18 protein-coding genes are annotated in these 21,237 nt (G+C 72.7%); 7 read left to right on the top strand and 11 right to left on the bottom strand.

All coding sequences use genetic code 11. The features are described from left to right. Nucleotides 1–429: 429 nt before the first annotated feature. Nucleotides 430–957, top strand: a complete 528-nt coding sequence (locus tag GFD30_RS09360; protein WP_153024913.1) for a hypothetical protein — start codon at nt 430–432, stop codon at nt 955–957. Beyond that, entirely contained in the window at nt 957–1,817 is an 861-nt protein-coding gene (locus GFD30_RS09355; RefSeq protein ID WP_153024912.1) for a PrsW family glutamic-type intramembrane protease, read from the top strand. The genes GFD30_RS09360 and GFD30_RS09355 overlap by 1 nt, the downstream gene beginning before the upstream one ends. Before the next feature lie 357 nt (nt 1,818–2,174). Here the strand turns inward: GFD30_RS09355 and GFD30_RS09350 are convergent, their stop codons facing one another. After that, nucleotides 2,175–3,095: an HhH-GPD family protein gene (locus tag GFD30_RS09350; protein ID WP_153024911.1), complete on the bottom strand. Its 921-nt coding sequence runs from the start codon at nt 3,093–3,095 to the stop codon at nt 2,175–2,177. A gap of 172 nt (nt 3,096–3,267) precedes the next feature. Here GFD30_RS09350 and GFD30_RS09345 point away from each other — a divergent pair, with 172 nt between their 5' ends. Continuing rightward, nucleotides 3,268–3,927 (top strand): hypothetical protein, encoded by a 660-nt coding sequence (locus GFD30_RS09345; protein ID WP_153024910.1) that lies wholly within the window; start codon nt 3,268–3,270, stop codon nt 3,925–3,927. Nucleotides 3,928–4,178: 251 nt separating this feature from the next. On the opposite strand, the gene disA is transcribed toward GFD30_RS09345, so the two are convergent. From disA to GFD30_RS09305, 8 genes are all read right to left on the bottom strand, one after another. Further along, on the bottom strand, nt 4,179–5,375 hold the full coding sequence (gene disA / locus GFD30_RS09340; RefSeq protein WP_153024909.1) for a DNA integrity scanning diadenylate cyclase DisA: 1,197 nt from the start codon (nt 5,373–5,375) through the stop codon (nt 4,179–4,181). A gap of 128 nt (nt 5,376–5,503) precedes the next feature. Beyond that, a complete protein-coding gene (locus GFD30_RS09335) occupies nt 5,504–6,097 on the bottom strand; it encodes a hypothetical protein (RefSeq protein ID WP_153024908.1) in 594 nt (197 codons plus the stop codon). A 117-nt stretch (nt 6,098–6,214) separates the two neighbouring features. Beyond that, nucleotides 6,215–7,792 (bottom strand): glycoside hydrolase family 13 protein, encoded by a 1,578-nt coding sequence (locus GFD30_RS09330; protein WP_322633101.1) that lies wholly within the window; start codon nt 7,790–7,792, stop codon nt 6,215–6,217. Beyond that, the gene (locus GFD30_RS09325) at nt 7,789–9,126 is read right to left on the bottom strand and encodes a Gfo/Idh/MocA family protein (protein WP_153024945.1); all 1,338 of its coding nucleotides are present in this window, start codon (nt 9,124–9,126) and stop codon (nt 7,789–7,791) included. Before GFD30_RS09325 ends, GFD30_RS09330 begins: the two co-directional genes overlap by 4 nt. Nucleotides 9,127–9,131: 5 nt before the next feature. Then, nucleotides 9,132–9,953 carry a carbohydrate ABC transporter permease gene (locus tag GFD30_RS09320; RefSeq protein ID WP_322633100.1) on the bottom strand — a complete coding sequence of 274 codons (822 nt, stop codon included), beginning with the start codon at nt 9,951–9,953 and terminating at the stop codon, nt 9,132–9,134. A gap of 134 nt (nt 9,954–10,087) precedes the next feature. After that, nucleotides 10,088–10,996: a carbohydrate ABC transporter permease gene (locus GFD30_RS09315; RefSeq protein WP_153024943.1), complete on the bottom strand. Its 909-nt coding sequence runs from the start codon at nt 10,994–10,996 to the stop codon at nt 10,088–10,090. A gap of 479 nt (nt 10,997–11,475) precedes the next feature. Then, the gene (locus GFD30_RS09310; protein WP_153024906.1) at nt 11,476–12,849 is read right to left on the bottom strand and encodes an ABC transporter substrate-binding protein; all 1,374 of its coding nucleotides are present in this window, start codon (nt 12,847–12,849) and stop codon (nt 11,476–11,478) included. Nucleotides 12,850–12,981: 132 nt separating this feature from the next. Next, a complete protein-coding gene (locus GFD30_RS09305; RefSeq protein WP_153024905.1) occupies nt 12,982–14,019 on the bottom strand; it encodes a glycoside hydrolase family 43 protein in 1,038 nt (345 codons plus the stop codon). A 146-nt stretch (nt 14,020–14,165) separates the two neighbouring features. Here GFD30_RS09305 and GFD30_RS09300 point away from each other — a divergent pair, with 146 nt between their 5' ends. Continuing rightward, nucleotides 14,166–14,900, top strand: coding sequence for an SDR family oxidoreductase (locus tag GFD30_RS09300; RefSeq protein ID WP_153024904.1), 735 nt, complete (start codon nt 14,166–14,168; stop codon nt 14,898–14,900). A 34-nt stretch (nt 14,901–14,934) separates the two neighbouring features. On the opposite strand, the gene GFD30_RS09295 is transcribed toward GFD30_RS09300, so the two are convergent. Further along, complete coding sequence (locus GFD30_RS09295; protein ID WP_322633099.1) at nt 14,935–15,828, bottom strand: RNA polymerase sigma-70 factor; 894 nt, start codon at nt 15,826–15,828, stop codon at nt 14,935–14,937. A gap of 87 nt (nt 15,829–15,915) precedes the next feature. Beyond that, nucleotides 15,916–17,202: an adenylosuccinate synthase gene (locus GFD30_RS09290; protein ID WP_153024903.1), complete on the bottom strand. Its 1,287-nt coding sequence runs from the start codon at nt 17,200–17,202 to the stop codon at nt 15,916–15,918. A 126-nt stretch (nt 17,203–17,328) separates the two neighbouring features. Here GFD30_RS09290 and GFD30_RS09285 point away from each other — a divergent pair, with 126 nt between their 5' ends. The 3 genes from GFD30_RS09285 to GFD30_RS09275 all read left to right on the top strand — a co-directional run bounded on the left by GFD30_RS09285 (nt 17,329) and on the right by GFD30_RS09275 (nt 21,210). After that, nucleotides 17,329–18,183: a diacylglycerol kinase family protein gene (locus GFD30_RS09285; RefSeq protein WP_153024902.1), complete on the top strand. Its 855-nt coding sequence runs from the start codon at nt 17,329–17,331 to the stop codon at nt 18,181–18,183. Between the two features lie 99 nt (nt 18,184–18,282). Continuing rightward, nucleotides 18,283–20,247, top strand: a complete 1,965-nt coding sequence (locus GFD30_RS09280) for a beta-galactosidase (RefSeq protein ID WP_153024901.1) — start codon at nt 18,283–18,285, stop codon at nt 20,245–20,247. A 201-nt stretch (nt 20,248–20,448) separates the two neighbouring features. Continuing rightward, a complete protein-coding gene (locus tag GFD30_RS09275; RefSeq protein WP_322633098.1) occupies nt 20,449–21,210 on the top strand; it encodes an SGNH/GDSL hydrolase family protein in 762 nt (253 codons plus the stop codon). Nucleotides 21,211–21,237: the final 27 nt, after the last annotated feature.

Below are 21,237 nucleotides of genomic sequence, written 5' to 3'. Positions count from 1 at the left end.
CTCGCGCCACCGACCGGGCGACGAGGCCCAAGGAACCGACCCGAGGCCGGACCACCCTTCCGGCCACCGCCCCGACTCAGAAGCCGTGGTCCACGGCTCTCCGGTCATCGGACCGACGAGGCAGCGGGCCCTCCCTCAGGGCCCGCCCCGAGCGGACCACGCAGCGGACGCGACGCCGGCCGCCGGACCCTTGAACCAGGTCCCGGCCGGCAAGGCGACCCGCCCCGGCACTCGCCCCCGAACGCGGCCATCGAGCCGCCTCGGAAGCGCCCGGCCTCGCAGGCCCGCTTCCGCCCCGAAGCCGCTCTGGATGCCCCTGCTCAGCGGCCCGACAGCTTGATCCGGTCTGAAGCCGCATCTTCCCGGCAATGCCTCCCAGAGCCGGGCATTACCGATGCAATACCGCGAACAGCATGCGACGCTTGACGTGTGTCCCGCTGGAGGAGCCTCGCCGTCGCCGCGGCCGTCACCGCCGCGGTCCTCGTGTTCGCGCTCGCGGTCCCGCTGCTCAACAAGGCCGTCTCCCCCGCGGTCGACGTGAGCGGCGAGCGGTTCGCCCTCGCCGGCGTCACCGTCACCGCCCCTGACGACACCAGGATGCGCCCCGGCCACTACCGGCCCGGGTCCGGCCGCGCCGAATTCCTCGTCGGGGACGCCGAAGTCGACATCGCCGTCGCCGAGCCCTACCGCTTCGACGCCGAGTACCTGGCCGGCGAGATGGCCCGCCTCCTCGAGGCCCAGCCAGGCGTCCAGCTCACCGGGGCCCGCCCGTGCGCCGCCGACGGCGTCGAAGGCGCCGGCCGCGGCTTCGTCACCGAGACCGGCACCGGCTTCGCGTGCGCGTTCGTCCACGGCGGAACCCGCGCTGAGGTCACTGCCCGCGGCTCCTCTCTGGACGCCCGGACGGTCGACCGGATCGACGCGCTCATCGCCGAACTCTCCTTCGGGGCCGCCTGATGCGCCCCGACCCCGCCTCCCCCGTCCAGTGGACGGCCGCGCTGCTCATCGGCGCGGCCGCGATCCTGCTGCTGCACAACACCCTCCCGGTCGCCCTGGCCTATCCGAAGGCCGGGACGACCGCGCTGGCCCTGTTCTCGCTCTTCGCCGTCCCGTTCTGGATGATGCGCCGCCGCCTCGCCGACCGCCTGGCCCTACCGGGCGCCGCGCTCCTGATCGGGCTCCTGTGGGGGGCGACCGTGGCGGTCATGACGTCGCTGTTCGGGTCGGGCGCCCTCCACGGGCTCCTGGCGACCGCGCAGGGCCCGGCGTGGGCCGAGCGCTGGGCGCCGGTCCTGGCCGCGCCGGTCGTCGAGGAGGTCGTCAAGGCCGCCGGGGTGGTCCTGGTGGTCGCGATCTTCTGGGGCCGGCTGCACGGCGTGCTCGACGGGATCGTCCTGGGCGCGTTCTGCGGCGTGGGCTTCCAGATCGTCGAGGGCTACGCGTTCGCGATGTCGCGCACGGTCCTCAACCGGGTCGGCGACGTGGTCGAACCGGTGATCGCGGTGTTCATCGTCCGCGGGGTCCTCGCGGGGCTGTGGAGCCACGCGGTGTTCACCGCGATCGCGGGGGCGGGGATCGCCTGGGCGGCCGTGCGGCGGACCCGCCGGGCGGCGTGGATCGCGGCGGGATCGGTCGCGGGAGTGGTCGTGCTGCACGCGGTGTGGAACTCGCCGCTGCTGCGGGACGGGCTCGGCCTCGGGTCCCTCGGCGTCCTGGGCGGGGTCATGCTCAAAGGCCTGCCGGCCGTCCTGGTCCTGTGGTGGCTGGTGCGCCGGGCCGTGCGGACCGAGCCGCCGGTCGCGGCCCCGAACGCGTAGCAATGCCGCCCGGGTCTGAGCGCGCGGTACCCCGGCGGCATTGCCGTGCCCGGTCGCAGGCGCCTCTGGCGGCGCCCGCTCCTGCGCGGCCCGCATGTCGTGCGGCCGGTCCGCGGTCGACGCGACGGTGAATGGCGCGAGCCGCGTCGTCGTGTTCCTGGCCGGCCGCTCGGGGGCGGCCGCGCGGTAGGCGATCGGTCCCGGCACCGGCGGTGAGCCGGACCCGGAGGTCCGCCCGGTGCCCCGCCGCGGTGACCGGCGGGGTTGGACCCGGGGCCGCCGATCCTTCCGGATCGGTGCCGACCGAGCATCGTGAAGTTCTCTCAACTCCCACGCTAGCAGCGGTCGGACCGTTTGTCACCGACTCGGGAGTTCGAATCGCCCCGATTCGTCGGTTCCGATCAGGCCGTCTTCGATGAGCTGGGCGACGGCCTCGTTCACCATGCGCGGATCGGTCCAGACCGCGTCGATGCGGGCCCGTTCGACCGGGCCGTCGGCGTCCCGCAGCAGCGCCATGATCTCGCCGCGCACGTGCCGGTTGGTCCCCTTGTACCGCTGGCGCTTCCGGCTCGGACCGGCCGGGAGCTCCTGGCCGGAGAACCCGCACGCGTCGGCCACCGGGCAGGTGCCGCACTCGGTCTTGCGGGCGGTGCACACGAGCGCGCCGAGCTCCATGAGCGCCAGCGAGACCCGCGCGGCGGTGGCCGCGTCCTCGGGCAGGAGCGACTCGGCGGCGGCGAGATCGGCCTTCGTGGTCGCGGTGCCGGCGTCGCTGCGGCCGCCGAGGCGAGCGACGACGCGGCGCACGTTCGTGTCGACCACGGCGTGCCGCCGGCCGTAATGGAACACCGCGACGGCAGCCGCCGTGTACACGCCGATCCCGGGGAGCTTCTCGAGCTCGGCCGGGTCGGAGGGGACGACGCCGCCGTGCTCCTCGGCGACGATCGCCGCGCACTCCTGGAGGCGCAGCGCCCGGCGCGGGTAGCCCATGCGGCCCCACTCGCGCAGGACGTCGGCGGTCGGGGCCGCGGCGAGGTCGGCCGGGGTGGGCCAGCGGCGCATCCACGCCTCCCACACGGGCGCGACGCGGGCGACCTGGGTCTGCTGGCTCATGATCTCGGAGACGAGGACGCCCCACGCGGTGGTCCCGGGCCGGCGCCAGGGCAGTTCGGTGCGGTTGTGGGCGTCGAACCAGGGGAGGAGGCGCTCGGCGAGTAGTTCGGGCGAGGGCAGTGCCGGGTCGGTCGGAGCTGCGGTCGGATCGGTGGCGGCGCGCATGTCTCCCATTGTCGGCGCGGGGTACGACAGTCGCGGAGGCGGGTCATGAGGCAGCGCGAATCGGTCTTGGGCCTGGGCCCCGGTCGCAACCCTGACACGGGGTCCGACAGCGGCCAGGGCGCGGCGCGTGTATTTCCGCCGGGGCGGGGCCGGGCTGCGTTAGCGTCCCGGCGTGGAGGGTTTCAAAGGCAGGTTCGTGAAGGGCTCGGAGCCCGAGTCGGTCTACTGGAAGCGGCGGGGGATCGTGGCCGGGGCGGCGCTCGTGCTGATCGTCCTGGCGGTCTTGGGCCTGAACGCGCTCGGCGGTGAGGGCGACGACGAGTCGGGTGTGGAAGCCGATGCGGCGAAACAGGAGTGGGTGCCGCCGTCCTCGACCGCTTCCGCGCAGCGGCCGTACATCCCCGAGCCGTCGGCGTCGCCCAGCGAGGCGCCGTCCTCGACCGCGCCGCCGGTGGCGGCGTGCACGGCCGACCAGCTGATGCTCCAGGTGGTGGCCGCGTTCGACGAGGTGCGCTCGGGCTCGGAGGTGCCGGTGAGCGTCCTGGTCGCGAGCGGCGCGGACACGCCGTGCACGGTCGATCTGCGCTCGGTCGCGGTGGAGCTGGCGGCGGGTTCCGATGTCGTCTACTCGACGGCGCACTGCGAGACCCCGCAGGGCGAGGAGGTCGAGCTGAGCGGCGGGGCGGGTCAGACCGTGGAGTTCACCGTCGACGGACTCGCCTCGGACGAGGGCTGCCAGGGCGCGCGCCGCGAACTCCCCGCGGGCGACTACGAGCTGCGGGCGCGCCTGGGCGAAGCCGTCTCGTCCCCGGCCGCGCTGCGACTCACCTGACCTGCCGAGGGCGACAAGCCGACGAGGCGAGTACGGCGGTCCGGAACGTCATGGACGGAGGCGTCCGGGCCGCGGCGCCGCCGGAGCGGGAACCGCGTTCCCGGATTATCGACTGAAGTCGCGGCGCAGGCACCCGGTCTCGAGCGCCGTCGAACCGGGGAACCCGACGGAACCGGTGGGCCTCTCGGGGAATCGCGAGGACTTGTGCGCCCGCGCCGCCCTGCCGGGCGTCACCGCGGTCTGCGGGGCAGTCAAAGGTACCGGTCGAGGATGGAGACCTCGGCGAGGCGGGTGAGCGACTCGCGGATGCTCTGGGCCCGGCCGGGACCCACCCCGTCGACGCCCTGGAGCTCTTCGACCGTCACGCCGAGGAGCTCGGGGAGCGCGCCGAAGCGGTCGACGACCCGTTCGATGACCGCCTCGGGCAGCCGCGGGACCTTCGCGAGCATCCGGTACCCGCGGGGGCTGACCCTCCGGTCGAGGACGTCGGGCGAGTTCGGGTAGCCGAGGCAGCGCGCGACGGCGATGAGGTCGAGCAGTTCCGGGGAGCTCATCTGGTCGACGGCGTGGAGGGCCTTGCGGTGGTCGACGTCGTCGGGAAGGTAGTCGCGGACGACGAGCTCGCGGTCGGAGTCGACGCCGGCCATGAGCTCGTCGAGCTGGAGCGCGAGGAGCCGGCCGTCGGTGCCGAGCTCGATGACGTGCCCTTCGACCTCGTCGGCGATGTGGCGGGCCATCTCGAGCCGCTGGAGCACGGTGACCGCGTCCCTGACGGTGACCAGGTCCTCGATCTCGAGGCTGGAGAGGCTGGCGGCGACCTCGTCGAGGCGCAGCTTGTAGCGCTCCAGGGTCGCGAGGGCCTGGTTGGCGCGGGAGAGGATCTGCGTCGAGGGCTCGACCAGGTGGTGGATGTCGCCCATGTACAGGCCGATGGTGTGCATCGACTGGCTGACGGAGATCACGGGGAACCCGGTTTGGATGGCGACGCGCTCGGCGGTGCGGTGCCGCGTGCCCGACTCGTTGGAGTGGATCGAGGGGTCGGGCATGAGGTGGACGCCGGCGCGGACGATCCGGGAGCCGTCGGTGGTGAGCACGACGGCGCCGTCCATCTTGCAGAGTTCGCGCAGGCGCGTCGCGGAGAACTCGATGTCGATCTCGAAGCCGCCGGTGCAGATGCGCTCGACGACGGCGTCGCAGCCGACGACGATGAGCGCGCCGGTGCGGCCGCGGAGAATGCGTTCGAGGCCGTCGCGCAGGGCAGTGCCGGGCGCCATGGTGGCCAGGGTTGCGCGCAGGCCCTCGTCCGGGATCGACGCCACGGGTACCCCCAATACTGGACGGTCCGCCGGCGCTGCCTGCCGGGCGGGTGAGGCGACCCCGCGCCCAGGGGCGGGGCGGTCGGGTCGCCTCCAGTGTACGGATCGGCCGCGCAAGGCAGGGACCGGCATTTGGGGCAACCCGCTCATCGCGGCCGGTGGCAAGTGTTCTGATGCGTCAGATCCCGTGGCGCCGAGCGCGTTTCGCGGGCGGCCGGGTCCCGGGTCGGACGGGTCGGCGGCGTGTCCCAAGGCGCGTCTCAGAGGCGGTCGACGACCTGGACGTGCCCGGGCGCGTACGAGGCGAGCCGGGCGAGGAGCTGCTGCGGTTCGGGCGCGAAGTCCTTGCAGCGCACGGCGAGGTCGAATCCGGCGACGAGGCCCTCGGTGGCGCGGTTGGCTTCGCGCAGGACCGACCGGCCGAGGAACCCGGGCCGGTCGGAGCCGCCCCGCCCGAGGTACACGTCCGCCGCGAACAGCAGGTAGGAGGTGCCGCGCCGCTTCGAACCGACGTGGATCGCGGCGAGCTCCTCGACGTTGCTCCACGGGATCAGCAGGGCTTTCCCGAAGCTGGGGCGCACCCGCAGCCCGAAGTGGTTGACCATGAGCTTCGGGGGCCGGACGAGCGGCACGAGGAACCCTGTCGCGCCGATGACCGCCATGGTCGTGAAGAACCCGGGGAGGGCCGCGACCGGGTTCGGCTCGCCGGAGTCGAGGCGGGCCGGCTCGGTGTGCACGAGCCAGAACAGCGCGCCGATCCCGGCGGCGCACACGGCCGCGTACAGCGCGAGGGTGGAGATCCGACGGGTGGGTGAACTGCGCTCGACGACGACCCATTCCGAGCTTCTGCGCACGGTTCACCTCCGACCCGCAACTGTAGCCAGGCGCGTCGAGCCGCGCCACGGCCGAGCGACGGAGCCGGATCGCGGGCGCGGCCTGGGTCGTGTCCGCGGCGGCGATGCCTCGCTGAGTCAGGTGCTCAGCCACACGGCCGCGTCCGGAGGGAGCGCCGGTTCGCCGTCCGCCGTGAGTTCGGCGCTGGCGACGAGGGGCCGGCCCTCCGGGAGCGGGACCGGCTCGACGCCGAGGTTGACGGCGCAGGTGAAGCCGGGGTCGCGGGCGAAGGCGAGGACGCCGTCCCCCATCTCGAGCCACCGCAGCGGGCCGTCGCCGAGGGCCGGCTCGTCGCGGCGGACGCGCAGGGCGAGGCGGTAGAGGGACAGCATCGACGCCGGGTCGCCGAGCTGGCGCGCGGCGGTGAGGTCGCGCCACTCCCCGGGCTGCGGGAGCCACGCCCCGCCGGTGCCGAATTCGAACGGCGGGGCGTCGCCGCCCCACGGGATCGGGACGCGGCAGCCGTCGCGGCCGAGGTCCCTGCCGCCGGTGCGGAACACGGGGTCCTCGCGCACCGCGTCGGGCAGGTCGAAGACCTCGGGGAGGCCGAGCTCGTCGCCCTGGTAGACGTACACGCTCCCGGGCAGCGCCATGCTGAGCAGGGCCGCGGCCCGCGCCCGCCGCCGGCCGAGCGCGAGGTCGGTCGGGACGTCGTGGACGCGTTTGACGAAGCGGGTGTCCTCGCGGCCGTACCGCGTGGCGTGCCGGGTGACGTCGTGGTTTGACAGCACCCAGGTCGGCGGGGCGCCGACCCGGGCGTGGGTGGCGAGGGTCCGGTCGACGACCTCGCGGAGCGCCCGGGCGTCCCACGCGCACTTGAGGAACGCGAAGTTGAACGCGGTGTGCAGCTCGTCGGGCCGCAGGTACCGGGCGAACCGCTCCGGGTCGGTCACCCACATCTCGCCCACGAACGCCCGGTCGGGGTATTCGTCGAGGACCCGCCGCCAGGCCCGGTAGATCTCGTGCACCTCGGGGCGGTCCTTGTCGGGCTGCTCGCCGTTGTCCTGGTAGGACGGTACGAGCTGTTCGCGTTCGGGCCGGTCGGGGAGCCCGGCCTGCTTGACGAGGCGGTCGGCGACGTCGATGCGGAAGCCGTCGACGCCGCGGTCGAGCCAGAACCGCAGGATCGACTCGAACTCGGCGCGGACCTCCGGGTGGTCCCAGTTCAGATCGGGCTGGGCGGCGTCGAACAGGTGCAGGTACCACTGGCCGTCGTCCACTCGGGACCAGGCGGGGCCGCCGAAGCGGGACCGCCAGTTGTTCGGCGCGTCCCGGAAGTGGAACCGGGCCCGCTCGGGCGAGCCGGGACCGGCGGCCAGGGCGGCCTGGAACCAGGGGTGCCGGTCGGAGGTGTGGTTGGGGACGATGTCGACGATGATCCGCATGCCGTGCCGGTGCACGGCGCCGATGAGCCGCTCGGCGTCCCAGAGGGTCCCGAAGACCGGGTCGATCATGTGGTAGTCGGCGACGTCGTAGCCGCCGTCGGCCATCGGCGAGACGTACCACGGGTTGATCCACAGGGCGTCGACGCCGAGGTCGCGCAGGTACGGCAGCCGCGACTCGATGCCGGCGATGTCGCCGACGCCGTCGCCGTTCCCGTCGGCGAAGCTGCGCGGGTACACCTGGTAGACGACCGCGTCCCGCCACCAGCTCACGGCCGCCCCCAGTGGACGGTGCGGCCTTCGAGGCGCGACCGCTCGGCCGCGAACGCCATGCGGTGGCTGTCGAGCGACGCCTCCAGATCGGGTTCGGCACCCTCGGTCCGGCCCTGTTCGAGGGCGGTGACGAACGCGTCGATGAGCGCCTCGTCGCCGCCCGAGTGGCCGCGGTGGTCCGGCTCCCCGGCGGTGGTGACGGGCCCGGCGTACACCTCGAACACCCGGTGCCCCATGGGTTCGCGGGTGAAGGTCTTGCCCGGGCGCGCCTCCGGGAGCTCGGGAAGTTCGGCGGCCGGCGAGAACAGGTCGATCTCGAGCCCGCCGGTCCTGAGGTTCCCCGCGATCTCCCCCGCCGTCCCCGTCAGGCGCACGGTCCGGGTGTTCTGGCCGGTGAACGCCGAGGTCGACAGGACTGCGGTGAGGCCGCCGGGGAACGCGGCCACGGTCTGCTGGTGGTCGACCACGTCGTTGTCCGAGTGGAAGACGCACCGCCCGTACGGGCCGCGCCGGAGCGCCTCCATGCGGCCCTCCGGGGAGGGGTCGTCGCCGAGGAGCGCGACCGGCCAGCCGTCCCGGCCGGCGAGGGCCTCCACGTAGTAGCGGGGCGCGTAGAACGGGCACGAGTCGGCGGCCGGGCACCCGTCGAGGCAGTGCGAAGGCGCGCCGGCGGGGGCGTTCTCGGGCCGGAAGTACGAGAGCGACCCCGAGGACGCCACGGTCGCGGGCGCCTCGCCCGCAAACCAGCGGATGATGTCGAGGTCGTGGCAGGTCTTCGCGAGGACCATCGGGCTCGAGGAGGCGAGGTTGCGCCAGTTGCCGCGCACGTACGAGTGCGCGTAGTGCCAGAACCCGATGTTCTCCTCGACACGGATCGTCGCGAGCCGGCCGATCGTCCCGGCGTCCACCAGGCGGCGGATCGTGCGCCAGAACGGCTGGTAGCGCATGACGTGCCCGATCCAGATGCGCGCGTGCAGCCGCCGTGCCGCCGCGGCCAGGGCCTCGAGGTCGTCCTCGGTGGTCGCGGCGGGCTTCTCGAGGAGGATCGGCAGGCCGGTGCCCGCCGCGGCGAGCGCCGCCTGGACGTGGAGCCGATCGGGCAGAGCGATCACGAACGCGTCCAGGCCGATCGCATCGGCGTCGGCGGCGAGGGCCCGCCAGTCCCCGTACCGGTGCGCCTCCGGGACGCCCGCGGCGGCGGCGAGCGCGTCGCGCCGGTGCGCCACCGGGTCGGCGACGGCCGCGACCGCGGCCCGGTCCGGGTGCCCGATCGCCCAGCGCCCGTAAGTGTCCGAGCCCCGCGCCCCGGCCCCGAGGATCCCCAACCGGATCATGCGGCTCACCCTTTCTCCGCGCCTGACGTGAGCCCCGTGACCAGGAGCCGCTGGGCCAGGAAGAACCCGGCCACCACCGGGACGGTGATCGCGATCGACCCGGCCATGAGCACCGTGGTCGGCACCGAGAACTCGGTGAGCTGCGCGATGCCGAGCGACACCGTCCACCGGTCGCGGTCGGCGACGAGGAACAGCAGCGCGAACAGGTATTCGTTCCACGCGATCATGAACACGTACAGGGCGGTCGCGGCCACGCCCGGCATCGCCATCGGGAGGACGACCCGCCGGATGAGCGCGAGCCGCCCGCAGCCGTCGATCATCGCCGCCTCCTCCACAGAGGACGGCACGGCGGCGAGGTAGGTGCGGAGCATGTACAGGGCCACCGGGACGGTCTGCGCGACGTACACGAACACGAGCCCGGCCAGGCTCCCGGTCAACCCGATCCGGCTGAGCAGCACGAACAGCGGCACGGCGAGAACGATCCCGGGCAGGAGGTACACGCCGAGGAAGACCACGTTCACGGCGTCGCGGCCGAAGAACCGCAGCCGCACGGCCGCGTACGCGCCGAGGACGCTCAGGAGGATCGCGAGCGCCGCCGTGGCGACCGCGACCTGGAGGGAGTTCCACATGTTCCCGCCGAGGCCGTACTCGGCCATCGCGGTCGGGTACGACTCGACCGTGAGCTCGCCGGGGGCGGGGAAGAGGTCGAGCGGCTCGGACACGACCGACTGGAACGGCCGCAGCGACAGGAGCACGCCGTACAGGAGCGGACCGGCCGTGGCGATGACCGCGGTGACGATGACGGCCCAGCGGAGGACCCCGAGCACCCGGTCCTCGACGCTTCGGCGGGCACGCCGACGGCGCTTGCGGGCCCCGGGGAAGGGCCCCCGGTTTCCAGACTGCCACGGGGGTCCGACAGCGGCGGCGGCCCGGCTGCGAGTGGCGCTGTCGCGAGTGGCGCTCATGCGTGCTCCCGCTTGATCATCCAGGCGTAGACCGCGACGACGACGAGGAGCATCCCGGTCATGAGGAGGCCCGTGGCGCTGGCGGTGCCGATGTCGGCGCGGACGACGAGTTCGGAGTAGACGCGGACGGCGAGGACCTCGGTGCCGCCGGCGCCGCCGGTGAGGAGGTAGATGTCGTTGAAGTTCTGGAAGGACCACAGGAACCGCAGCACCGCGAGGAGCGCCATGACCCCGGCGAGCTGCGGGAGCAGGAGGTGCCGGAACACGCGGGTCTTCCCGGCGCCGTCGATCTGGGCGGCCTCTTCGATGTCGCCGGGGACGACTTGGAGCCGCGCGGTGATGAACAGGAACGCGAGCGGGAAGGTCTTCCAGATCTCGAATGCGATGACGCACAGGAGCGCCACTGGGACGGCGAGCGGCCCGAGGTCGCGGCTGGTGGTGGTGAGGAACGCGATCGGCTCGGGCCAGCCGAGCCATTCGGTGCCGATCGCGTTGACCAGGCCGTAGCCGGGGTTGAGGAGGGTCTTCCAGATCGTGGCCGCGGCGACGACGGGGAGGACGTACGGGACGAGGACGAGCGCCCGGATCAGGCCGCGGCCGGGGAACGGGTGCCGGAGCGCGAGGGCGACGGCGAGTCCGACGAGGACGGCCCCGGCCGAGGAGGCCGCGGCGTACGCGATCGTGGTGGTGGCGGCCGACCAGAACCGGGTCGAGCCCCAGACGGTCGCGAGGTTGTCGCCGGTGAACTCGAGTTCGTCGAGGTAGAGCCGCGGGATGTCGACGAGCCGGATGTCGAGGAACGCGAACAGGACGACCGCGAGGAACGGCAGCACCGCGAACGCGAGCACCACGACCATCGTGGGCGCCACGAGGAGGCGGCCGTGGAGGTCCTCGCGGCGCGACATGGTGAGCGGCTTGCGCGGCTTCCTTGCGGCGCTTCGGTTTTCGGGCACTCTGATGGCGCTTCGGGGCCCCGGGGAAGGCCCCCCGGTTGCAACGGTGCCACGCGGGTCCGACACCGGGTCGAGGCCGGTGTTCGAATCGGGTTCGGTGCCGGGGTTCGGCTGCGGGGGGTTTTCGGGGACGCCGAAGGCGCTTATGCGCGTCGCAGCACCCCCGGTATCCACCCTGCCACGCGGGTCCGACACCGCGTCAGGGCCGGTGTTCGAATCGGGCTTGATGTCAGGGTTCGGCTGCGGGGGGTTTTCGGGGACGCCGAATGCGCTTATGCGCGTCGGAGCGCCCCCGGTACCCACCCTGCCACGGGAGTCCGACACCGGATCGGGATCCGTGTTCGAACGCGGTGCGCGGCCGGACTCCGCGCCGCTGCCGGTGCCGGAGTGGAAGCCGGACTCGGAGTCAGAGCCGGAGCCGGGATCGGTCATCAGCCCAAGTCCTGCTGCGCTGCCTCGACGGCCGCCGCCATGGATGCGGCCACTTCGGACGGGGCGGCGCCTTCGAAGAGGGGTTCGGCCTCGGTGGCGAGGATCGTCTGGGAGAACACGATGCCGGCGAGTTCGGCGTCGGCGGTGCCCCAGCCCCAGCGGGTGAACTCCTCGGCACCGGCGGCCATCCGCTCGACCAGGGCCGGGCCGTAGACCTCCGCGATCGACACCCGCTGGGATTCGTCGTTGCCGAACGGCAGCTCCGCCCACGCGTCGAGGTACTCGGTGGACCCGGCCTCGGGGCCCGGCCGGACCGGGATGCGGCCCTCGGTCGCGGAGGCGAGGTTCCGGACGTACCCGTCGGAGAGCAGGTACTCGATGAACGCCTTCGCGTCCTCGGTGTTCGCGCCGGCCGGGGTGCCGTAGTTCGTGGTCTGCCCGTACACGGCGGGCGTCTCGTTCCCGGTGCCGGTGAACGTGGTCAGGTACGCGGTGTTCTCGGCGAGGAACCGCGGGTCCTCGATGCATTCGGCGCAGGTCACCGGGTTGTCGACGTCGAGTCCGGCCGCTTCGTCGACGAAGTGCGAGGAGAACAGCACCATCGCGGCCGAGCCCGACAGGTACGCGGCCCGCGCCGCCTCGACGTCCACTTGCGCCGGTCCGGCCGCGGCGGCGAGCCGCTGATAGTGCGCGAGGCCCTCGACGCATTCGGGCGAGTCGATCGCGACCTCGCCGTCCTCGGCCAGCCGGCACCCGAACGGCAGCAGCATCGACTCGATGCCCTCCTGCGTGTACACGTCGCCCGGGGTGGTCCCGATCGCGATGCCCGCCATGCCGTCCGCCTGCAGCGCCTCCGCGGCGGCGGCGAGGTCGGCGACCGATTCCGGCGGCTCCAGGCCGGCCTCGGCGAACAGGTCGGTGCGGTAGGCGATCATGTGGCCCCACCCGTCCGAGGGGACGGCGTGCAGCGACCCGTCCACCGTGACCATGTCGAGCGCGGCCTGCGAGAACGTGTCCGAGCCGAGCTCGTCGACGACCTCCTGCGGCGCCTCGTCGTCGAGCAGCCCCTGCGCCGCCCACGCCGCGGTGCTGGAGGGGTTGTGCGCGATGACGTCGGGCACCTCGCCCGAGGCCGCGCCCGTGACGAGCGTCTGCCCCATCTGGTCGGGCTCGAGCGGCACCATCTCGACCTCGATGCCGGTCTCCTCGGTGAACGCGTCGATCACCGGCTGCTGCAGTGCGATCCGCTCCGGCGTCGTGTACGGCGTCCAGAACGTGATCGAACCGTCGCCCTCCTCGGATTCCTCAGGGCTGCACGCCGACGCGGCGCACACCAGCGTCGCGGCCGCCATGCAGGTCATCAACGTCCTCATAGCCGCTCCTAAGGGGCGAATCGGCGCGAACAGCATCCAATCCGCACTATAGCGGCCGAGGGTGGTCGAACGGTACCCCTGCGTAGTGCCGACTCCGTGTCATCGCAAAGGAATCCGCGCTCCGGGGCGGGTTCAGTCGCCGTCGAGGTCGGTCCGCTGGCGCACCACGATGAGGTCGTCGCCGTCCCAGGCCATCTCGTAGAGCTTGCCGCGGGCGCCGGTGAAGGGCCGGTGGAGGACGAGCATGAGGGTCCCGTCGAAGGCGGTGAAGAGCATGCCGTGGCCGGAGTCGCCGCGCACCAGCGGCTCGCGCTGCTCCCACGGGCCGCCGAGCCGGCCGGAGCGGGAGACCGCCCAGGTCTGGACGTAGTCGCCGTCGATGCCGCCGGCGGTGAGCCGGTTCTTCTCGTACGTCGACCAGAGGCACACGAGGGCGCCGCCCGGTGCGCGGTAGAGCTGCGGGCCGTCGGTGACGTAGGGCGCGATCTGGTGCGGGACCCCGGCCGGCAGCTCGCGGGTGATCCAGGACGCGTCCGAGCCTCTGAAGAGGACGACCGGCGCGCCGTCGACCGCGTCGAGGGCCCGGTTCAGCGGGTACGCCTCGATGGTGCCGTCGATGCGCTGCAGCCACTCGTTGGCGTACACCATCCACGGGCGCTCGTCCTCGTCGACGTAGAGCGTCCCGTCGAGGGTCATCAGCTCGGCCGGGAGGATCGGCGCCGACGGCTCGAGCATCCGGAACGGGCCGGTGAGCGAGTCGGACGCGGCGACGATCGTGGAGCGGCGGTAGTTCGCGACCGGGAACGGCGTCCCGTACTCGCCCGGCTGCGGGACCGGCAGCGGCGCATCGGTGTCGTGCAGCGTCGTGAACAGGTGCCAGCGCCCGTTCCAGCGGTGCACCTCCGGCGCCCACGCGCCGTGCACCGCCCACGGCTCGTCCTCGTCGGCGACGAGGAACACCGGGACCGGCTCGGCCCAGTCGCGCAGGTTCGGCGACCGGTAGACCATCGTCCCGACTCCGCCGGGCCCCACCGGCCCGGTCGCGTCCGCGGTGAAGCCCTGGTTCGCGGTGTACAGGTGGTACAGCCCCGACTTCCGGTCGGCGACCACGAAGGGGTCGTGGAGCGGCATCTCGGGCAGGCGCAGCGGGAAGTCGGTCGGCTCGCTCATGGCGCAAACGCTATCAAGCCAGGGCTCCGGTGGAGACCGGTGATCTCCGCGGCCCTGCGGCGCGGCGATGTCACAGAATCCCGGCCCGTCTTGTCCGAGCTGTCGACGGGGCGGCACCGGCTGCCCCGCGGAACCGGAGGTCAACAATGAAGATCGCTGTCATGGGCGGTACCGGGCTCATCGGGTCGCAGGTCGTCAGGCTCCTGAACGCCGCCGGCCACGAGGCCGTCCCGCACTCGCCGTCCACGGGCGTCGACCTGATCAGCGGCGACGGGGTCGCCGCGGCGCTCGAGGGCGCCGTCGCCGTCGTCAACCTGACGAACTCGCCGACCTTCGACGACCAGTCGCCCGCGTGGTTCCGGGCGAGCATGGGCAACCTGCTCGCCGCCGCCGCGGCGGCCGGGACCGGCCACGCCGTAATCCTCTCGATCGTCGGCGTCGACCAGGTCCCCGACCTGGACTACTACCGCGCCAAGGTCCTCCAGGAGGACGTCCTCAAAGCCGGGCCGGTCCCGTACTCGATCGTGCGCTCCACCCAGTTCTTCGAGTTCATGGACGCCGTCATGTCCTGGACCTCCGACGAGCGCACCGTCCGCCTGCCCGCCACCCGCGTGCAGCCGATCGCCTCGGCGGACATCGCGAAGGCCGTGGCCGACGCGACCGCCGGCGCCCCGCTGAACGGGACCCGCAACGTCGCCGGCCCCGAGGTCTTCACGCTCGACGAACTCGGCCGGATCACGCTCGAAGCCAAGGGCGACAAGCGCACCGTCGTCGTCGACGACACCGCGGGCATGTTCGCGGCCGTCAAGGGCGATGCGCTCATCGCGGGAGCCGACGCCGTCCTCTCGACCCTGACCTACCGGGAGTGGCTCGCCCGCTAGGCACCCGGCCCGCGCGGCGAGCGCCGCGCGGGCCTCACGTCCGGAACGCGCCGAGCTTCTCCGGCGCCACCAGCCACAGCACCTCGTCGATCCCGCCGGGCCCGGCGTCCACGGTGAGCGCCGCGTACACGCCGCCGTCCCGGCGCAGCACCGCCCAGGAACGGCCGCCGACCACCGCCCAGTCGACGTCCACATCGGCCCACAGCCATTCGATCGCCTTGAGGAACTTCGCGACCCGCTCGGCCCCGGCCAGCGTCCTGCGGGCCACCCGCGCCGCGCCGTTCCCGTCCGAGGTGTGCACCACGTCCGCGGCGAGCAGCCGCTCGAGCGCCGCCAAGTCGCCCGAGCGCGCCGCGGCCGTGAACGCCTCCAGCAGCGCCCGCTGCCCGGCCGGGTCCGGCCTGGAGCGCCGCCCGTCCGCGATGTGCCTGCGGGCGCGGCTCACGAGCTGCCGCACCGCGGCCCCGCTCGTCCCGAGGACCTCCGCGATCTGCTCGTACCGGTAGTCGAACGCCTCGCGCAGCACGTACGCGGCCCGCTCGTTCGGCGACAGGCGCTCCATCAGCAGCAGCGCCGCGTACTCGAGCGCCTCGCCGCGCTCGGCGCCCAGGTACGGGTCCGCGGCCGTGTCCACCGGCTCGGGCAGCCACGGCCCGACGTACGTCTCGCGCCGCGCCCGCGCCGACTTGAGCGCGTTGATCGACAACCGGGTCGCCACCGTCGCCAGGAACGCGCCCGGCTCGGCGACCGAGTCCCGGTCGTACGCCTGCCAGCGCAGCCACACCTCCTGCACCAGGTCCTCGGCTTCGCTCGCGCTGCCGAGCATCCGGTACGCGATCCCGAACAGGCGCGGCCGCACCGCCGTGAACGCGGCGGCGGCCGCGTCGAGCGCGCCCTCGCGCGCCGGTTCTCCGTCGACGGTTGCCACCCGGCAATCTAAGCGCACCGCCGGCCGGGGGTGCGCCGCAGACGCCGCGAGGGGCGCCGGAACCGGCGCCCCTCGCGGATGGACGTCCTAGATCATCGGGTGGCGGATGATGTTCTCCTCGCGGCCCGGGCCGACGCCGACGACGGAGACGCGGGCGCCGCAGAGCTCCTCGAGCCGCTCGATGTAGCTCTGGGCGGCGCTGGGGAGCTCGTCGAACTTCCGGCAGTGGGAGATGTCCTCGAACCAGCCCTCGTGGTACTCGTACACGGGCTTCGCGTGGTGGACGTCGGTCTGGGTCATCGGCATCTCGTCGACCCGCTGGCCGTCCACTTCGTACCCGACGCAGATCGGGACCCGCTCGAGCTCGGAGAGCACGTCGAGCTTGGTGACGAACAGGTCGGTGATGCCGTTGACGCGCACCGCGTACCGGCCCAGGACGGCGTCGAACCAGCCGCAGCGGCGGCGCCGCCCGGTGGTGACGCCGTACTCGCCGCCCTTCTTGAGCAGGAACTCGCCGAACTCGTCGAACAGCTCGGTCGGGAACGGGCCGGAGCCGACGCGGGTCGTGTACGCCTTGATGATCCCGATCGAGGTCGTGATCTTGTTCGGCGCGATGCCGGTGCCGACGCAGGCGCCGCCCGTGGTCGGGTTCGACGAGGTCACGAACGGGTAGGTGCCGTGGTCGACGTCGAGCATCGTCGCCTGCGCGCCTTCGAGGAGCACGTTCTTGCCCTCGTCGAGGGCCCGGTTGAGCAGCAGGCGCGTGTCGGCGATGTACGGCTTCAGGCGCTCGGCGTAGCCGAGGTACTCCTCGACCACGGCCTGCGGGTCGATCGCCTTGCGGTTGTAGACCTTCACGAGGATCTGGTTCTTCTCGCGGAGGATCTGCTCCAGTTTGATCGAGAGGATCTTCGGGTCGAGGAGGTCCTGCACGCGGATGCCCTGGCGGGCCACCTTGTCGGCGTAGGCCGGGCCGATGCCGCGGCCGGTGGTGCCGATGCGGGCGCCGCCGAGGTAGCGCTCGACGACGCGGTCGAGGGCCCGGTGGTGCGGCATGATGAGGTGCGCGTCCGCGGAGAGCTTGAGGTTCGAGACGTCGACGCCGCCGGCGGTGAGCTCGTCGAGCTCGGAGATGAGGAACTTCGGGTCGACCACGACGCCGTTGCCGATGACCGGCACTACCCCGGGGGTGAGGATGCCGACCGGGACGAGGTGGATGGCGTACTTGGTGCCGTCCGGCGTCACGACCGTGTGGCCGGCGTTGTTGCCGCCCTGGTAGCGGACCACATAGTCCATCTCGGCGCCGAGCAGGTCGGTGACCTTCCCTTTGCCCTCGTCGCCCCACTGCGTTCCGACGACCGCGATCGCTGGCATGTGCCCATCCTCCCGGGAAGTTGATCACCCGATTACTTGCTAAGCCTACTTGCATTCGGTTATCCGGGGTCTCAGCAGGCCCGAGCAGTATGAAGCGGGTCCCCGTCACACCGTATTGTCGGCCGGGTGAACGTCGTCGTGTTGACACTCGTGGAGTCGGACTGCTCGAACCCCGGGCCGCGCACCCAGGCGCTGCACCTGGCCGACGAGCTCAAGGCCCGCGGCGCCGCGGTGCGCACCGTCGAGGCCCGCACGCCCGAGGAGATCGACGCCGTCGTCGAAGACCCCGAGGAGCGGATCGTCCTCGCCGCCGACACCGACGAGCAGGTCAACGCCGTGCTCGCCCGGCTGACGCGGCTCGTGATGCCCGCGCCGAGCAAGCGGCCCGAGGGCCTGCCGGACGGGCGCACCATCCCCGATCTTCCCGCGCTGGCGGTGCTGCCGCTGGGCGGCACGCCCGGGATCGTGGTCCGCCTGGGCCTGCCCGAGAAGCCCGCCGACGTCGCCGAGGCGGTCGCGGGCGGCGCGGTGCGGCGCACCGACCTGATGCGGCACGACGGCGGCGGCGTCGCGATCGACGGGGTGCGCCTGGGCGGCGGCGACCGGCCGTGGCGCGGGGTGGTGAACCTCGACGACGTGGTGCTCGCCGACGGGAGCGAGCAGATCCTCGCGTGCGTGGTCGCGAACGCCGACGGGTACGCCGCCGCGGACGACATGGTCCTGGCCGAGCCGGACCCGGCCGACGGGAGGATCGACGTGGCGGTCGCCGTGCCGGTGACCGTGGGGCGCTTCAGGAAGCGGCTGCGGATCGAGGTCCGGCGCGCGAAGGGCCGCGCGGTCGCGGTGCACCCGGTCGGCTCGGTGACGTACATCCAGGACGGCCTCGCGGGGGAGCTGGGCCGCAAGCGCACCTGGTGGGTCGAGCCGGGCGCGGCCGGCTGGTACGCCGGCGCGGCCGGGCATGAGACCTCCGCCACTTAGGCGAACGGTTCGAATAAGCAGGTCAAAGGGATCGACACGGGTTTCGCGGTGCCGTAGTCTGGGGCGCACCCCAACTTCTGCGAGCGAAGGAGCTCCCCCATGGCCATCGCCTACGGCGGCGACTACAACCCCGAGCAGTGGCCCCGCGAGACGTGGGCCGAGGACATGCGGCTCATGCGCGAAGCGGGCGTCAACCGCGTCAGCGTCGGCATCTTCTCGTGGGCGAAGTTCGAGCCCGAAGAGGGCCGGTACGAGTTCGCGTGGTTCGACGAGGTGATGGACCTCCTCGCCGCGAACGGCATCGAGGCCTGCCTCGCGACCCCGACCGCCTCGCCGCCCCCGTGGTTCGCCGCGACCTACCCCGAGGCGGTCATGGTCGACGCCGAGGGCCGCCAGCTCACCCACGGCTCGCGCCAGGGCTTCGACCCGTCCTCCGACGTCTACCTCGCGAAGGCCCTCGCGATCACCGAGCAGGTCGCGCGCCGCTACGCCGAGCACCCCGCGCTCGCCCTGTGGCACGTCCACAACGAGTACGGCTGCCACAACGCCCGCTCGTACACGAAGGCGGCGAGCGCGAAGTTCCGCGTCTGGCTGCGGGACCGCTACGGCGACCTCGACGGCCTCAACGACGCCTGGGGCACCGCGTTCTGGTCGCAGTCGTACTCCTCGTGGGACCAGGTCGCCGCTCCGCTGCCGACCCCGACGATCCCGAACCCCGGCCACGTCCTGGACTGGAAGCGGTACTCGTCCTGGCGGCTCAAGCAGAACTACCTCGCCGAGGCCGCCGTCATCGGCAGGTACTCCGACAAGCCGATGACCACGAACTTCATGACCGGTTCGCACCCGGAGATCGACCTGTGGGAGTTCAGCGAGGTCGTCGACACCGTCGCCACCGACCACTACCTGATCGGCGAGGACCCGCACGTCAACCTCGCCTTCGCCGCCGACTACGCGCGGTCGCTGGGCGCGGGGAGGCCGTGGATCCTCATGGAGCACTCCACCTCGGCCGTGAACTGGCAGGGCCGCAACCGGGCCAAGGCCCCGCGCGAGCTGCTGCGCAACTCGTTCTCGCACTTCGCGCGCGGCGCGGACGCGATCATGTTCTTCCAGTGGCGCGCCTCGAAGCAGGGCGCCGAGAAGTGGCACTCGGCGATGCTCCCGCACGTCGGCACCGACTCCAAGATCTGGCGCGAGGTCGTCGAGCTCGGCTCGCGCCTGCGGGACCTCGCCGACGTCGAAGGCTCCACTGTGAGCGCCGACACGGCGATCCTGTGGGACTTCCCGAACGCGTGGGCCCAGGAGCACCAGGCGCGGCCCACGAACGAGATCGAGGCCCAGGCCGTCTTCGACGCCTACTACGCGGCCCTGTGGCGCGCCGGCATCACCGCCGACGTCGCCGCGCCCGAAGGCGACCTGTCGAAGTACCGGCTCGTGGTCGTACCGGCGGTCTACCTCATGTCGCGCGCGGCCGCGGAGAACCTGCGGCGGTTCGTCGCCGGCGGCGGCACCGTGCTCGTCACCCCGTACTCGGGGATCGCCGACGAGACCGACACCGTCTACCTCGGCGGCTACCCGGGCGCGATCCGCGACGTCCTGGGCGTGCGCACCGAGGAGTTCCACCCGCTCATCGACTCCGCGGTGACCCTCGCCTCAGGCGGGACGGGGACGATCTGGAGCGAGGACGCCGCCCCGGCCGGCGCCGAGGTCCGCGACACCTACGTCATCCCGTCCCCCACCGCCCGAACCGGAGACGACGCCGCGCCCGGGACGCCGAGCCCCGCCTGGCTGGTCAACCGCTTCGGCGAGGGCACCGCGCACTACCTGACCACGTTCCCCGACCCCGCCACGCTCGACCGCATCCTCGCGACCGCCGCGCAGGACGCAGGGGTCGAGCCGGTCGCCCTCGCCCCGGCCGGCGTCGAGGTCGTGCGCCGCTCCCACGAGGACGGCCGGAGCTGGCTGTTCTGCATCAACCACACCGGCGAGGACGCCGAGGTCAAGACCGAGCGCGCCGTCGTCACCGTCCCCGCCGGGGAGGTCGTCGTCCACGCCGAGACCGCCTAGTCTGCGAGAAGCCTTGCGGCCGAAGGGGGTCGACTCCTTCGGCCGCTGCGCTCCCTGCGCCGTTCCGGCCGCTGTGCCCGACCTCGCCACCTGATCGAAATCCGATCGTTATCTCGGTGAGGCATGCTGGTCAGCGGCCGTGCGGCAGCGTTTCCGGAGCAGCGGCACGGGCGGACCCGGCGAGATTTTGGAGGTGGGGCAGTGGCGGCGGAGTACTCGAGTTTCGTGGCCATCGGCGACAGTTTCACCGAAGGGGTCGGCGACCCGGACCCCGACGGCGACCGCGACCGCGGCTGGGCCGACCTGTTCGCGCTGCGCGCCGCCGAGCAGTGGCCCGGCTTCGCCTACGCGAACCTCGCGATCCGGGGCCGGCTCTTCGACCGCATCGTCGACGAGCAGGTGGTCCCGGCGATCAAGCAGAGCCCCGACCTGGTCTCCTTCGCCGCCGGCGGCAACGACGCGCTGCGCCCGGGCTTCAACGCGGTCCAGCTCGCCACCCGCGCCCACGAAGTGGTGCGCCTGTTCAAGGCGTCCGGCGCGGAGGTCATCCTCTTCACCTGCGCCGACGTCACCCCGCACATCCCCGGGATGGCGATGATCCGCAGGCGCTTCATCACCACCAACGACGCCTACAAGCGGGTCGCCAAGCGCCACAACGCGATCCTGGTCGACCTGTGGGCCGACCGGGCGTTCGACGACCCGCGCCTGTGGTCCGCCGACCGCCTGCACCTGAACACCCTCGGCCACCAGCGCGTCGCCCACGACGTATGCCTGGCCCTGGGAGTCGAGCCGGACCCGGCATGGCTCGAACCCCTCCCCGTCCAGCCCCGGCCCCGCCGCGAGATGAACGGCGTCAAGTGGGCCGGAAAGCACCTGGCCCCCTGGGTCAAGCGCCGCATCACGGGCAAGTCCTCAGGCGACACGGTCCATCCGAAGCGCCCCGAACTCACCAAGGTGAAGTGAGCATGGTCCTCTTGTTCAAACTCCTCG

The organism is Glycomyces albidus (assembly GCF_009451885.1).
GTDB classification, from domain to species: Bacteria; Actinomycetota; Actinomycetes; order Mycobacteriales; family Micromonosporaceae; genus Glycomyces; species Glycomyces albidus.
The sequence above is the reverse complement of the archived record's forward strand: the minus strand, read 5'-3'. Positions and strand labels throughout refer to the sequence as shown.